General features: G+C 68.4%; 11 protein-coding genes and 4 tRNA genes. 6 read left to right on the top strand and 9 right to left on the bottom strand.

Going from position 1 to position 14,239, the window contains the following annotated elements; genetic code table 11:
- Window positions 1–2: 2 nt before the first annotated feature.
- From GE300_RS15640 to GE300_RS15625, 4 genes are all read right to left on the bottom strand, one after another.
- Window positions 3–79 (bottom strand) — tRNA-Asp (locus GE300_RS15640).
- A gap of 27 nt (window positions 80–106) precedes the next feature.
- A tRNA-Asp gene (locus GE300_RS15635) sits at window positions 107–183 on the bottom strand.
- Between the two features lie 128 nt (window positions 184–311).
- Window positions 312–387 (bottom strand) — tRNA-Val (locus GE300_RS15630).
- Between the two features lie 29 nt (window positions 388–416).
- Window positions 417–491 (bottom strand) — tRNA-Val (locus GE300_RS15625).
- Between the two features lie 193 nt (window positions 492–684).
- Here GE300_RS15625 and GE300_RS23735 point away from each other — a divergent pair.
- Window positions 685–2,850, top strand: coding sequence for a hypothetical protein (locus GE300_RS23735; RefSeq protein ID WP_456064539.1), 2,166 nt, complete (start codon window positions 685–687; stop codon window positions 2,848–2,850).
- Between the two features lie 147 nt (window positions 2,851–2,997).
- Window positions 2,998–4,644 carry a hypothetical protein gene (locus tag GE300_RS15615; protein ID WP_154447730.1) on the top strand — a complete coding sequence of 549 codons (1,647 nt, stop codon included), beginning with the start codon at window positions 2,998–3,000 and terminating at the stop codon, window positions 4,642–4,644.
- Between the two features lie 85 nt (window positions 4,645–4,729).
- On the opposite strand, the gene GE300_RS15610 is transcribed toward GE300_RS15615, so the two are convergent.
- From GE300_RS15610 to tgt, 4 genes are all read right to left on the bottom strand, one after another.
- The gene (locus tag GE300_RS15610) at window positions 4,730–5,245 is read right to left on the bottom strand and encodes a chaplin family protein (RefSeq protein WP_154447728.1); all 516 of its coding nucleotides are present in this window, start codon (window positions 5,243–5,245) and stop codon (window positions 4,730–4,732) included.
- A 471-nt stretch (window positions 5,246–5,716) separates the two neighbouring features.
- The gene (lon, locus tag GE300_RS15605) at window positions 5,717–8,122 is read right to left on the bottom strand and encodes an endopeptidase La (RefSeq protein ID WP_154447726.1); all 2,406 of its coding nucleotides are present in this window, start codon (window positions 8,120–8,122) and stop codon (window positions 5,717–5,719) included.
- 258 nt (window positions 8,123–8,380) lie between these two features.
- A complete protein-coding gene (locus GE300_RS15600; protein WP_154447724.1) occupies window positions 8,381–9,481 on the bottom strand; it encodes an alkene reductase in 1,101 nt (366 codons plus the stop codon).
- Window positions 9,482–9,568: 87 nt separating this feature from the next.
- The gene (gene tgt, locus GE300_RS15595) at window positions 9,569–10,699 is read right to left on the bottom strand and encodes a tRNA guanosine(34) transglycosylase Tgt (RefSeq protein WP_154447722.1); all 1,131 of its coding nucleotides are present in this window, start codon (window positions 10,697–10,699) and stop codon (window positions 9,569–9,571) included.
- 72 nt (window positions 10,700–10,771) lie between these two features.
- Here tgt and GE300_RS15590 point away from each other — a divergent pair, with 72 nt between their 5' ends.
- The 3 genes from GE300_RS15590 to tpiA all read left to right on the top strand — a co-directional run bounded on the left by GE300_RS15590 (window position 10,772) and on the right by tpiA (window position 12,462).
- Window positions 10,772–11,137 carry an SUF system Fe-S cluster assembly protein gene (locus GE300_RS15590; RefSeq protein WP_154447720.1) on the top strand — a complete coding sequence of 122 codons (366 nt, stop codon included), beginning with the start codon at window positions 10,772–10,774 and terminating at the stop codon, window positions 11,135–11,137.
- A 144-nt stretch (window positions 11,138–11,281) separates the two neighbouring features.
- Window positions 11,282–11,632 carry a HesB/IscA family protein gene (locus GE300_RS15585; RefSeq protein WP_154447718.1) on the top strand — a complete coding sequence of 117 codons (351 nt, stop codon included), beginning with the start codon at window positions 11,282–11,284 and terminating at the stop codon, window positions 11,630–11,632.
- 89 nt (window positions 11,633–11,721) lie between these two features.
- The gene (tpiA, locus tag GE300_RS15580) at window positions 11,722–12,462 is read left to right on the top strand and encodes a triose-phosphate isomerase (protein ID WP_154447716.1); all 741 of its coding nucleotides are present in this window, start codon (window positions 11,722–11,724) and stop codon (window positions 12,460–12,462) included.
- A gap of 97 nt (window positions 12,463–12,559) precedes the next feature.
- Here the strand turns inward: tpiA and GE300_RS15575 are convergent, their stop codons facing one another.
- The gene (locus GE300_RS15575; RefSeq protein WP_154447786.1) at window positions 12,560–13,672 is read right to left on the bottom strand and encodes a DUF6456 domain-containing protein; all 1,113 of its coding nucleotides are present in this window, start codon (window positions 13,670–13,672) and stop codon (window positions 12,560–12,562) included.
- Window positions 13,673–13,931: 259 nt separating this feature from the next.
- Between GE300_RS15575 and GE300_RS15570 the strand changes: the two genes are divergently transcribed.
- Entirely contained in the window at window positions 13,932–14,210 is a 279-nt protein-coding gene (locus tag GE300_RS15570; RefSeq protein ID WP_154447714.1) for a DUF6477 family protein, read from the top strand.
- Window positions 14,211–14,239: the final 29 nt, after the last annotated feature.

Genomic DNA, 14,239 nt, shown 5'->3' with positions numbered 1-14,239 from the left:
GGTGGCGCGGTTGACGGGGCTCGAACCCGCGACCTCCGGCGTGACAGGCCGGCACTCTAACCAACTGAGCTACAACCGCAATGCGGCGTGCGCCTCGGAGCGGGGGTGGCGCGGTTGACGGGGCTCGAACCCGCGACCTCCGGCGTGACAGGCCGGCACTCTAACCAACTGAGCTACAACCGCTCGCCCCGCGCGGGGCAGCGCCCCGCGGTCCGGTCCTGATACTGAGGTGCCGAACCGGCGTCAAGCGGTTATCGCGGCCGCCGCGGCGGAAGTTCCGCCCCGCCCGCAGAGCGCCGATCCGCCCGCGCTGGTGGGTGATGAGAGACTCGAACTCCCGACATCTTCGGTGTAAACGAAGCGCTCTACCAACTGAGCTAATCACCCGCTGGCGGCCCGGCGTCGGGGAGCGGCGGTGGTGGGTGATGAGAGAGTCGAACTCCCGACATCTTCGATGTGAACGAAGCGCTCTACCACTGAGCTAATCACCCGCCGGTGCTGGTAGATACAAAAGCGCCGCCGACAGTGCAAGAGGCGTTCGCACCGCGCGGGCACGAAGCCGCCCGGCCCGGCCTTTCAGTGCGAAAACCCATCTAACCGACTGAAATCATGGCGTGATCAATTGTTGATAAGTTCCCAACGCTGGGTCCGCGCACGATTCTTCCCCCCCAAACTCCGATTTTTATGTATTCTGGAAAAGTTTCGGTTCCGCGTTTTGCGGGGTCCCAACCGGAACGTCCCGGGCGGCTCTGCCGCCTTGTGTGTGTGTGTAAAGACGGGAGTAATTCAGCTATGCCTACGCAATTCGCGACCCTTGACGGTGTCAACGACTTCACCTTGTTCGGCAAAGACTTCACCTGGTTCGACAACGAGATCGAAGCGGTCCAAAGCTGGCCGCGCGGGGACGCGCCTTACGAGTTCGTCCTGAATTTCGAGGGGTCCTGGCACATCGATGTACTGACCCTGAGAGGCGACAGCCCCTCGTCGGTAGCGATTTCGGACGCGGACGACGGGAACGAGCGCAACATCCAGTATCTGAGAACCGGCGACGGCGGCGTGCACGATATCGAACTGATCACCACCCGTGTCCGCTTCATCGACGGCGGCGACGGAGACCATAACATCGCCCTGGGCGACCATTACACCAATACGATCGCGCTTCAGGACGGCGACGATACCGTCATCACCGGCGGCGGTTTCGTGGAAATGATCAGCAGCTGGGGCGGGAACAACGATGTCATCGTGGGCACCGGCGGCGTGGGCAGCATCCGCCTGGGCAACGGCCGCGACGATGTCGTGATCGACGGCGGCTGGGTCGACAGTATTCGAACCGGCGACAAGGCGGACACGCTGCTGGTGAAGAACGGCGGCGCCGCCATGGTGGATCTGGGAAGGGGACACAACACCGTCACCCTGCGCAGGGATACGAACATCGATTCCCTATCGGCATCCGACGGCAACGACACTGTCACCCTGGCGGACGGTGCACGCATCACCTCGCTGCATCTGCGCGGCGGCAACGATGTGGTCACGCTGAACGGCGAGAGCAACATCTGGCAGATGAAGCTGGGCGATGGCGACGNNTCGCTGCATCTGCGCGGCGGCAACGATGTGGTCACGCTGAACGGCGAGAGCAACATCTGGCAGATGAAGCTGGGCGATGGCGACGACACGCTGACCATCGGCAACGGCTATGTCGAATCCGTCCGCTCCTGGGCCGGAAACAACACCATCACCATCGGTGACGGCGGCGCCGGAGCGGTGCAGACCGGCGACGGCAACGACACTGTCACCCTGGCGGACGGTGCACGCATTGACTCACTGAATCTGCGCGGCGGCAACGATGTGGTCACGCTGAACGGCGAGAGCAACATCTGGCAGATGAAGCTGGGCGATGGCGACGACACGCTGACCACCGGCAATGGCTATGTCGAATCCGTCCGTTCCTGGACCGGAAACAACACCATCACCATCGGTGACGGCGGTGCCGGAGCGGTGCAGACCGGCGACGGCAACGACCTGATCCGCACAGACGGGGGATGGGTCGACTTCATCAACACCAGCCGCGGCCGGGACAAGGTGGTCATCGACGGAGACGGCGCCGAGACGGTTTCGACCAACAAGGGCGCGGACACCGTGAAGATCATGGCGGGCTTTGTCTGGCAGGTCCTGACCAGTGACGGGGCGGACAAGGTGATGCTGAGTTCGGACGAAGGCTTCGGCCAGATCCGCACCGGCGACGGCAACGACAAGGTCGTCCTGAGCGAGACCCTGGCCGACCGCGCCGGGCTGGTCGGCGGCGGCGCCGGCATCGACACGGTGAACTTCAAGAAGTTCACCAGCGGCGTCACCTTCGATCTGCGCGATACCGGCTATCAGAACGTGACCGCGCCGGATGGCGATCCGGCGGATGGCGACGGTCTGTTCGCCATCGTCGGGGTCGAGAACCTCACCGGCACCGGCCAGGCGGACACGCTGATCGGAAACGACTGGGACAACGTGCTGCGCGGCGGTGCGGGTGGCGACGTGCTGCGCGGGAAGCAGGGCGACGACCGGCTGTTCGGCGACCAGGGCGCCGACCTGCTGGACGGCGGCAGGGGCGATGACGAGCTGAACGGCGGCGGCGGCCCCGACACCTTCTTCTTCCGCAGGGGCGACGGCACCGGCGACCGGATCGTCGATTTCGAGATCGGGCTGGACCTGGTGAAGTTCCAGGGCGCGAGCGGGCTGGGCGACATCGGCTTCGCGCAGGACGGCAGCGACGTGATCCTGTCCTACCGCAACGTCGAGGTGCGGGTGCAGGACGTCAGCCTGGCGGCGATGAACGACGCCGACAATTTCGTGTTCTGACATCTGCCGCCGCCCCCGGCACCGGGCCGGGGGCGGCCCCCTGCCCCGCAGGCGCCCGATCCGTGGTATCCTTACGCTGCCGCGACCCGACCTGGCCCGGGATTTCGGGCGGCGCCGACGGGCGCGGCCGGGAAGAGGGGGACGGACATGACCGACGATTTCGATCTGGGAACCTACACGCGCGAGATCACCACCACCTCGGACGCCGCGAAGGCGCAGTTCGACCGCGGGCTGGTCTGGCTTTACGGCTACAACCACGAGGCCGCGGCGGCGTGCTTCGAGAAGGCGATCGCCGCCGATCCGGACTGCGCCATCGCGCACTGGGGCGTCGCCCACGCGCTGGCGCCGAACTACAACAAGACGTGGGAGTTCTTCGGGCCCGACGAGCGGGTCGCGATGCTGGAGCGCGCGCACGCCGCGCTGGCGGCGGCGCAGGCGCTGAAGTCCCGCGTCAGCCCGGTCGAGGCGGCGCTGATCGCGGCGCTGGCCGACCGCTTTCCGCAGGATCCGGGGATCGAGGACTACGGCCCCTGGAACGACGCCTTCGCCGAGGCGATGCGCCGGGTTCACGCCGCGCACGGGGGCGATCTGGACGTCACCGCGCTTTATGCCGAGGCGCTGATGAACCGCACCCCCTGGCAGCTGTGGGACCTGCCGGCGCGCAGGCCGAAGGAGGGCGCCTCGACGCTGGAGGCGCAGGCGGCGCTGGAGACCGCCTTCGACACGCTGCCCGGCGCCTGGGACCATCCGGGGCTGCTGCATTTCTACATCCACCTGATGGAGATGTCGCCCTGGCCCGAGTGCGCGCTGCGCCACGGCGACCGGCTGGTCGAGCTGGTGCCCGACAGCGGCCACCTGTCGCACATGGCCACGCACATCGACGTGCTGTGCGGGGATTACCAGAACGTGGTCTGGCGCAACCACCGCGCCGCGGCGGTGGACCGCAAGTACGAGGCGGTGGCGGGCGGCGAGAACTTCTATACCGTCTACCGCATCCACAACGTGCATTTCGAGGCCTATGGCGCGATGTTCCTGGGCCAGCCCGAGCGGGCGCTGGCGGCGGCGCAGGAGCTGATGCGGATGCTGCCGGACAACGTGGTCCGCTATTTCCCGGACCTGTTCGAGTCGTTCTACGGCAAGAAGATCCACGTCATGGTGCGCTTCGGCCAGTGGGCCGAGATCCTGGACGAGCCGTTGCCGCAAGATGCGGCGCTCTTCAGCTATACCACCGCCGCGATGCGCCAGGCGCGGACCGTGGCGCTGGCCAACCTGGGCCGGCTGGACGAGGCGCGGGCCGAGCGCGAACGCGCCGCCGCCGCGCGCGCGGCGGTGCAGGAAAGCCGGCTGGTGTTCAACAACACCGCCGACGACGTGCTGAAGGTCGGCGAGGCGATGATGGACGGCGAGCTGGCGTTCAAGTCCGGGCGCGTGGACGAGGGGCTGGAGCTGCTGCGCCGGGCGGTCGCGCTGGACGACGGGCTGGTCTACGACGAGCCCTGGGGCTGGATGCAGCCGACGCGGCACGCGCTGGGCGCGCTGCTGATGGAGGCGCGGCGCTTCGATGAGGCCGAGGCGGTGTACCGCGCCGATCTGGGGCTGGACGACACGCTGGCGCGCGCCTGCCAGCACCCGCGCAATGTCTGGAGCCTGCACGGGCTGCACGAGTGCCTGGTGCAGCGCGGCGAGCTGACCGAGGCGCGGCACATCAAGCTGCAGCTGGACCAGGCGGCGGCGCGGGCGACGGTGCCGATCCGCGCCTCGTGCTATTGCCGCCGCGCCGAGCAGGCGGCCTGAAACAGCGGGCCGGTCACCCTGCCCGAAACGGCGATGCCCGCCCGTGCGGCGGCACGGACGGGCTGGGCAGTTCCGTTGCAATCCGTCAGTTGTCGGTGGCGGGTGCCTCGGTGTCCACGATCGTGTCTGCCGGCAAGGCATCCTTCAGCGTGGGGAAGTTGTTGGCGGACGCGGTTTCCTGATCGATCTCGCAGACATCCTCGTCCGAGCCCTTGAAATCGCGGGCCAGAACGTTGGCGTCGATATCGCACACGTTCGCCGCCACGCCGATCGGCACCTGTACCGAATTGCCGTCGACGCTGACGTTGACGAGGCCGCTCTTGTTTCCGCCGCCTTTGCCGGGCGTGTCCTCATAGCCCGGGAAGTCGTTGGTCGCGGCGGTCTGCTGATCGACCGAGCATGCGGTCTGGTCGGTTCCGACGAAATCGGCGCTCAGAACATCGACCTCGATGTCGCAGACGTTCGCGGCGACCGAGACCGGAACCTGGACGGTATTTCCGTCCACACTGACGTTCACGAGTCCTTCCTGATCCTGTGCGAAGGCAGGTGCCGACAGGGCCAGAAGGGCAGCCATCGCAGAACCGATTGCGAGCTTGTTCATGATCTTCTCCATTTGACGTCGCGTTGATCACGGGGGAGCCGCGGAGGCTCCGTGCAGCCCGGCGGAGCCTCCGCGGCTCGCCGTCGCTGCAGGACAATCAACCCGGTCCAGTCGCGTATGTTCCAGACAGCGGACCGCGACGGCGACGTTCCGCCATGGCATCGAAGAAATGGCGGAGGAGCGATCGGATGACCGGAGCCGGAGCCGGTCCGCCCGGCCGGTGCGGCTGGTCCGGTTGGGCGCAACCCGTTTCGGGATCATCGCGCGGAACGGTGGGTATCGGGGCGCGCATGCGTCGCGACCGGCAACCGCTTCCGCCAGCAGCGCCTCGCTCAAGCAGACATCAGAGAGGCACGCCACGCGGCGAAACCGTGCCTGGACCAGCAGTTCCAAGTGCCGGACCGGCCAACAGCAAAGCCCCTGCCCCGTTTCCGGGACAGGGGCGATGTCTTTGTCGAACCGCCTAAGCGGTCAGTGCGCGGCCGGCGTGGCCTTCTCGCCCGACTGCTTGGCGGCGGCGGCCGCGGCGGCGGCCTCGGCGGCCTCGTCCCAGTCGATCGGCTCGGGCTGCCGGGTCAGCGCGACCTTCAGCACCTCGGTCACGTTCGAGACCGGGATCAGCTCCAGCCCGTCCTTCACGTTGGCCGGGATGTCGCGCAGGTCCTTCATGTTGTCCTGCGGGATCAGCACCGTCTTCACGCCGCCGCGCAGCGCGGCCAGCAGCTTCTCCTTCAGCCCGCCGATCGGCAGCACGTTGCCGCGCAGCGTCACCTCGCCGGTCATCGCCACGTCGCGGCGCACCGGGATCTGGGTCAGCACCGAGACGATGGAGGTCACCATCGCGGTGCCGGCCGAGGGGCCGTCCTTGGGCGTCGCGCCCTCGGGGACGTGCACGTGGATGTCGATCCGGTCGAACTCGGGCGGCTTCACGCCCAGGTCCGGCGATTTCGACCGCACATAGGAACTGGCGGCCTCGATCGATTCCTTCATCACGTCGCCCAAGGTGCCGGTGGTCTTCATCCGGCCCTTGCCCGGCAGGCGCAGCGCCTCGATCGACAGCAGATCGCCGCCGACCTCGGTCCAGGCCAGCCCGGTGGTCACGCCGACCTGGTCCTGCTCCTCGGCCAGGCCGAACTTGAAGCGGCGCACGCCGAGGAAATCCTCGAGCGCGTCGGGGGTGACCACGACCTTGTCGGTGTCGCCCTTGACGATCCGCGTCACCGCCTTGCGCGCCAGCTTGGCCAGTTCGCGCTCCAGGTTCCGCACGCCCGCCTCGCGGGTGTAGTAGCGGATGATGTCGGTCAGCGCCTGGTCGGTCAGCTCGAACTCGCCCTTCTTCAGGCCGTGGCCCTTGAGCTGCTTGTCCAGCAGGTGCTGGCGGGCGATCTCGCGCTTCTCGTCCTCGGTGTAGCCGGACAGGCTGATGATCTCCATCCGGTCCAGCAGCGGCCGCGGCATCGAGTAGCTGTTCGCGGTGGTGATGAACATGACGTTCGACAGGTCGTATTCGACCTCGAGGTAGTGGTCCATGAACGTGTTGTTCTGTTCCGGATCAAGCACCTCGAGCATCGCCGACGCCGGGTCGCCGCGGAAGTCCTGGCCCATCTTGTCGATCTCGTCGAGCAGGATCAGCGGGTTGATCGTCTTGGCCTTCTTCATCGACTGGATGATCTTGCCGGGCATCGAGCCGATGTAGGTCCGGCGGTGGCCGCGGATCTCGGACTCGTCACGCACGCCGCCCAGCGAAATACGGATGAACTCGCGGTTGGTGGCATTGGCGACCGACTTGCCGAGCGAGGTCTTGCCGACGCCCGGAGGGCCGACGAGGCACAGGATCGGGCCGCGCAGCTTCGAGCTGCGCTGCTGCACCGCGAGGTACTCGACGATCCGCTCCTTCACCTTTTCCAGGCCGTAGTGGTCCCGGTCGAGGATCATCTGCGCGTTGTTCAGATCCTTCTTGACCCGGCTGCGCTTGCCCCAGGGGATCGACAGCATCCAGTCCAGATAGTTGCGCACGACGGTGGCCTCGGCGGACATGGGGCTCATGTTCCGCAGCTTCTTCAGCTCGGCCTCGGCCTTTTCCCTGGCCTCCTTCGACAGCTTGGTCTCGGCGATCTTCTCCTCGTATTCCGAGGCGTCGTCACCGCCGTCGCTGTCGCCGAGTTCCTTCTGGATGGCCTTCATCTGCTCGTTCAGATAGTACTCGCGCTGGGTGCGCTCCATCTGGCTCTTGACGCGGGTCTTGATCTTCTTCTCGACCTTCAGGACGCTCATCTCGCCCTGCATCAGGCCGTAGATCTTCTCCAGCCGCTCGGCGACGTCGGCGGTCTCGAGCAGCGCCTGCTTCTCTTCCAGCCGCACGCCCAGGTGGCCGGCGACGGTGTCGGCCAGCTTGGCCGGGCTGTCGGCCTCGGCGACGGCCTGCACCGCCTCCTCGGGGACGTTCTTGTTCAGCTTGGCGTAACGCTCGAACTCCTCGGCGACCGAGCGGGTCAGCGCCTTGACCGTGGCCTCGTCGCCCGCGAGTTCGTCGATCAGCGTGGCCTCGGCCTCGAAGAAGGCGTCGTTGTCGAGGAACGTGTCGATGCGCGCGCGCTGCCGGCCCTCGACCAGCACCTTGACGGTGCCGTCGGGCAGTTTCAGCAGTTGCAGCACGTTGGCGACCACGCCGGTGTGAAAGATGCTGTCGGGGGTCGGATCCTCTTCGCCCGCGTCCATCTGCGAGGCCAGCAGGATCTGCTTGTCGTCGCGCATCACCTCTTCGAGCGCGCGGACGGATTTCTCGCGTCCCACGAACAGCGGCACGATCATGTGGGGGAACACCACGATATCGCGCAGCGGCAATACGGGGTGGGTGATGCTGCTCTGATCGGTCATGTGTCTGTCCTTGTTCTGCAAAGCGCCATCGCCCCGGCTTCTCCGGCAGCGGTCGGCGCTTCCAAGTATCGGCTTCTCAGATGTGCCGCCGCGGGAGGCATTTCAAGCGCGCCCGATTCTGCCGCCATCCTAGGGCGGCCCGGACGGGAACGAAAGCGGACTCGCATGCCAGGCGCAGTCGGGGCGAGAGTGTTCCGGCCTTGCAATATAGTGCGCCGGGCGCGGATTTTCCACGCCCGGCGCCCGATCGCGGCCGGCTCAGGCCGCGGCGCGGCGGCCGTCCAGCGCCGGATAGTCGGTCAGTCCCTCGGCGCCGCCGCCGTACATGGTCTCGGGGTCGGGCTGCGCCAGCGGCGCATCGCGCTCCAGCCGCGCGACCAGGTCCGGATTGGCGATGAACGGCCGGCCGAAGGCGACCAGATCGACCGCGCCGGTCTCGACCGCGTCCAGCGCCAGTTGCCGGTCGTAGCCGTTGTTGCCCATGTAGACCCCGTCCCACAACGCCCTGAGCGCATCGAGGCTGTGCCCCTCGGCCAACTCGCGCGGGCCGCCGGTCGCGCCCTCGATCATGTGCAGATAGGCCAGGCCGAAGCTGTTCAGCCGCCCGATCAGGTGCGAGAACGTCGCCGTCGGGTCGGCGTCGTCGATCCCGTTGGCGGGCGAGAACGGCGACAGCCGCAGGCCGACCCGGTCGGCGGACCATTCGGCGGCGACCGCCGCGATCACCTCGAGCAGCAGCCGGGCGCGGTTCTCGACCGAACCGCCGTAGGCGTCGGTGCGCCGGTTCGCGCCGGTCTTCAGGAACTGGTCCAGCAGATAGCCGTTGGCGCCGTGCACCTCGACCCCGTCGAATCCGGCGCGCCGCGCCATGCGGGTGGCGTGGCGGTAGTCCCCGATCAGCCGCGGGATCTCGTCCAGCGCCAGCGCGCGCGGCGCCGAGACCGGCTCGAAGCCCTGGGCGGTGAAGGTCTGCGCCTCGGCGGCGACGGCCGATGGCGCCACCGGCGCCTGCCCGTCCGGCTGCAGCGAGGTGTGGCTGATGCGGCCGACGTGCCAGAGCTGCACGACGATCCGGCCGCCCCTTGCGTGCACCGCGTCGGTGACGCGCTTCCAGGCGTCGGCCTGCGCTTCGGTGTGGATGCCGGGGGTCTGGACATAGCCCTTGCCCTCGGGCGAGATCTGCGTCGCCTCGGTGACGATCAGCCCGGCGGTCGCGCGCTGGGCGTAGTATTCGACGTGCAGATCGCCGACCTCGCCGGTGGCGTCATCGGCGCGGTTGCGGGTCAGCGGGGCCATCACGATGCGGCTCGAAAGGTCGATCGCACCGGCCCTTGCGGGGGTGAACAGCTTGGCGGTCATGGTCTGCTCCGTTCCTGATTTCGGTCACGGGCAGGTATTTGTGCGATGCGGCAGCACAACCGTCACGTTGGGTCACGCTTGCGTCAGTCAGACCTGATCTATATCACCTTCGGCGCGCAAGGCGTGGAAACCCCTGATGAAATCCTGCAGGCGGCTTTCGGCGATCGCGGTGCGCAGCCCCTGCATCAGGTCCTGGTAATAGTGCAGGTTGTGCCAGGTCAGCAGCATCGCGGCGATGATCTCGCCCGAGCGCACGACGTGGTGCAGGTAGCCGCGGCAATAGTTCCGGCAGGCCGGACAGGTGCAGGCCTCGTCCAGAGGGCGCGGGTCCTCGGCGTGGCGGGCGTTGCGCAGGTTCACCGCGCCGCGCCGGGTCAGCGCCTGCGCGGTCCGCCCCGAGCGCGACGGCAGCACGCAGTCGAACATGTCGATGCCGCGCGCGACCGCGCCGACGATGTCGTCGGGCTTGCCGACGCCCATCAGGTAGCGCGGCTTGTCTGCGGGCAGCATGCCGGGCGCATGGTCAAGGCAGGCGAACATCGCCTGCTGCCCCTCGCCCACCGCCAGCCCGCCGACGGCATAGCCGTCGAAGCCGATCGCGGTCAGCGCCTCGGCGCTTTGCTCGCGCAGATCGCGCTCCAGCCCGCCCTGCTGGATGCCGAACAGCGCATGGCCCGGCCGGTCGCCGAAGGCGTCGCGGCTGCGCTGCGCCCAGCGCATCGACAGCCGCATCGATTCGGCGATGCGGGCGCGGTCCGCGGGCAGCGCCGGGCATTCGTCGAAGCACATCACGATGTCGCTGCCCAGCAGGCGCTGGATCTCCATCGAGCGTTCCGGCGTCAGCGTGTGCTTCGAGCCATCGACATGGCTGCGGAAGGTCACCCCCTGCTCGGTCAGCTTGCGCAGATCGGCCAGGCTCATCACCTGGAAGCCGCCCGAATCGGTCAGGATCGGCCGCTGCCAGTTCATGAAGCGGTGCAGCCCGCCCAGCCGGTGGATGCGCTCGGCCCCCGGGCGCAGCATCAGGTGGTAGGTGTTGCCCAGCAGGATGTCGGCGCCGGTGTCGCGCACGTTTTCGGGCAGCATCGCCTTGACCGTCGCCGCCGTGCCCACCGGCATGAACGCCGGCGTGCGGATCTGCCCGCGCGGCGTGTCGATGACCCCGGTCCGGGCCTTGCCGTCGGTCGCGCCGACGCTGAACTGGAATCTCTGGGTCATTCGGGGCCGGCTCTCTGGACGTTTGCGGGCGCTTTTCTTATATGTTTGGTCAGGAATGGCAACGAGGCCCGCATGACTGTCGAACCCGACGCCCCGATGGAGGGGACGCCGCTGATCGCGCCGTCGAGCACGGATCACCCGCTCTACGACTCGATCGTCGAGGCGTGCCGCACCGTCTACGACCCGGAAATCCCGGTCAACATCTACGACCTCGGCCTGATCTACACCATCGAGATCAGCGGCGAGGGCGAGGTGAGCATCATCATGTCGCTGACCGCCCCGGGCTGCCCGGTGGCCGGCGAGATGCCCGGCTGGGTCGCCGAGGCGGTCGAGCCGCTGCCCGGCGTGAAGACCGTGAACGTCCAGCTGGTCTGGGAGCCGCAGTGGGGCATGGACATGATGTCCGACGAGGCCCGGCTGGAACTGGGCTTCATGTAGCTGCAGGTCGCTTCGCACGCAGATGCGAGGTGACCATCCGACAGGTGACCGCCCGACAGGTGACCGCCCGAGTGGCTCGAGCGGCCTTGATGCCGCCGGACCGCGCGATTACCTTTGGCCTCAAGCACGAAAGAGGTGTTCGCAATGTTCTCGATCCCCGGCAAGGCCCCGGTCACGATGACGCCGGCCGCCGCCCGTCAGATCGCCCGCCTGATGCACAAGGGCGGCACCAAGGGGCTGCGCATCGGCGTCAAGAAGGGCGGCTGCGCGGGCATGGAATACACCATGGACTACGTCGACGAGGTCGATCCGCACGACGAGGTCGTCGAGCAGGACGGCGCGCGGGTGCTGATCGCGCCGATGGCGCAGATGTTCCTGTTCGGCACCGAGATCGACTTCCAGACCTCGCTGCTGGAAAGCGGTTTCCGGTTCAACAATCCCAACGTCACCGAGGCCTGCGGCTGCGGCGAATCGATCAAGTTCGCCGACGGCTGAGCAAGGGCGGCCCCCCGCGGGCCGCTTTTTCGCGTGCCCCCCCGGCCCCCGGGGAACGCCCCCGAAAACCGAGAACCACGGAGAGCCACATGCGCCGCAAGATCGCCGCCGGCAACTGGAAGATGAACGGTCTGAGGGCCCAGGCGGCGGTGGTCGAGGCGCTGGCGGCCGAGCACGGCGGCGCGGACTGCGAGGTGGTGATCTGCCCGCCGGCGCCGCTGATCCCGCTGCTGGCCGGGCTCGGCTCGGGCTTCGCCATCGGCGGCCAGGACTGCCACCCGGCCGCAAGCGGCGCGCACACCGGCGATCTGTCCGCCGAGATGCTGGCCGATGCCGGCGCCAGCCACGTCATCGTCGGCCATTCCGAGCGGCGCACGGATCACGGCGAGGACGACGCGCTGGTGCGCGCCAAGGCCGAGGCCGCCTGGCGCGCCGGGCTGGTGGCGATCATCTGCATCGGCGAGACCGAGGCCGAGCGCGACGCCGACCGCACCCTGCCGGTGATCGACGCGCAGCTGGCCGGCTCGGTGCCCGACGGCGCCACCGGCGCGAACACCGTCATCGCCTACGAGCCGGTCTGGGCGATCGGCACCGGGCGCACGCCGTCGCCGGACGACATCGAGCACGTGCACCGGGCGATCCGCGCCGGGCTGGCGGGCCGGTTCGGCGCCGACCCGTCCGAGGCGATCCGGCTGCTCTACGGCGGTTCGGTGAAGCCGGGCAACGCCGCCGAGATCTTCGCGCTGTCCGACGTCGACGGTGGGCTGGTCGGCGGCGCCTCGCTGAAGGCCGAGGATTTCGGGCCGATCATCGCCGCCGCCGCGCGCTGACGCGGACCCGGCGGCGGGTCGACCGCCCCGCGCAATGCGCAGGCGCCGCGGGACCCTCTCCCGCGGCGCCTGCGGTTCCGGCGCTGGCCGGGGCGGGTCAGCCGGCCAGTTCGCGCTGCGCGCCGACGCCGTAATGCATCGCCAGCCGCTGCAGCGCGATGCGCAGCACCACCTTGCCCGAGCGGGCCGACCAGCCCAGGCGCTTCTCGGCGGTCTCCAGCCCCTCGAGGAAGCAGCAGACGCGGAACGCCACGTCCCACAGCCCCGGGCCCAGCGCCGCCATCGCCGCCTGCACCCGCTCGCGCGCCGCCTGCGGCCCTTCGGCCGGCCCGCGGCCGGGGCCCGAGAGCGGGCCGCGCGGGGTCAGGAACGCTTCCCAGTTCTGGGTCGTGCGCGGCCCCATCTGCGCCAGCTCGAAATCCTCGCGCAGACGCTCGCCGGCGTCGATCAGATCGGCGCTCAGATAGGCGGCGCCGCTGCGGTCGCGCTTGCGGCCGAGGATCGTCAGCGGGCTTTCCGCCAGGTTGGTGCGCAGCCGGGTCTCGCGCCCGGCGTCGTCCATCACGCGGCGCTCGCCGATATCCTGGTGCTGGGCGCGGAACGGGGTCGGCGCCTCGGCGAAGGCGCTGTCGCGCGCGGCGCGGGCGGCGCGCTCTTCCTCGAGCAGGCGCTTGAGCGCGGCGCGGCCGGCCTCGGTGATCGCGTAGCGGGCGATCTTGCCGCGGTGTGTCGGCTCGATCCAGTCCTGCAGCGCGAAGGCCTCGGCCACGTCGCGGTCGACGACGGCGGTGCGGGTGTGCCGCCCGGGGACGGAATCGCGCAGCACGACGCCCTTTTCCATCGAGTCCGAGACCGCCAGGAAGGCGCCGGATTCACACAGGCGCCGCAGGATGCGGCGGGCCTCGCGGGTGACGCGGGCGTCCAGATCGTCGGTGGCGTGGGGGCGGGAAGTCGCAATCATCGTGGCCCAATCCTTCATTGTCGGATGCATGTGAAACCGCAGCTCCGCCGCGTGCGCGGCGCTGTCGAGCGCCGCGTCGACCAGCGGGTCGTCGCGGCGCGCCTCGACACGGCGAACCTGCCGCAGGATTGTTGAAGGGGGGCAGGACCTGAGCCGGGCTATCGCCCGGAACCCCATGCCGCCGACGGTGTGGGCCAGGTAGGCCTGCACCGCCGGCGGCAGGGCAACAGACCCCGCCCCCGATGCCATCGGGGTACCGTGAAAATCCTCGCGATCCATGGGCGCAGCAGTCCTGTCCATCGGTCGCTCATTCGTTAAAATTCGTGGCAAACTCGTCTTAAGGTTGAATGGTAAACAACGAATTAATGGGCAAATAATTTATTGATTTCCGGTATATGAAGGAAAAATCGAAAGAAAGGTGCGAACGGTGTATCCGGCGATTGCGCAACGTCAGGTTGTGTCATGCCATTGTCGCGTCAATCGATCTGACAGCGAAGGGACACACCCGATGACCGATCTTGCCGCGATCCTTGGCACCCTGAACCGTCCGCGTCTGCTGGTGGGCGCCGCCCGCAAGGGACTGGGCCTGTACCGCCGCGACCGCGACCTGGTCCGGATCCTGCCGCAGGAAACCCGCCCCGGCCGCGCCGGCCACGCGCTGCTGGCCGCCGAGGCGCGGCTGGAGGAGACCCGCAAGGCGGGCGATGCGACCTATTCGATCACCCGCCACATCGAGCTGCTGACGGCGCTGCTGGCCGAATCCACGCTGGCGCCGCGCGCCGCCTGAGCGTCGCGCGGGGCACGAACGAAAAAGCC

The sequence above is a fragment of the Halovulum marinum genome (assembly GCF_009697225.1).
In the GTDB taxonomy this organism is placed as follows: domain Bacteria; phylum Pseudomonadota; class Alphaproteobacteria; order Rhodobacterales; family Rhodobacteraceae; genus Halovulum; species Halovulum marinum.
The sequence above is the reverse complement of the archived record's forward strand: the minus strand, read 5'-3'. Positions and strand labels throughout refer to the sequence as shown.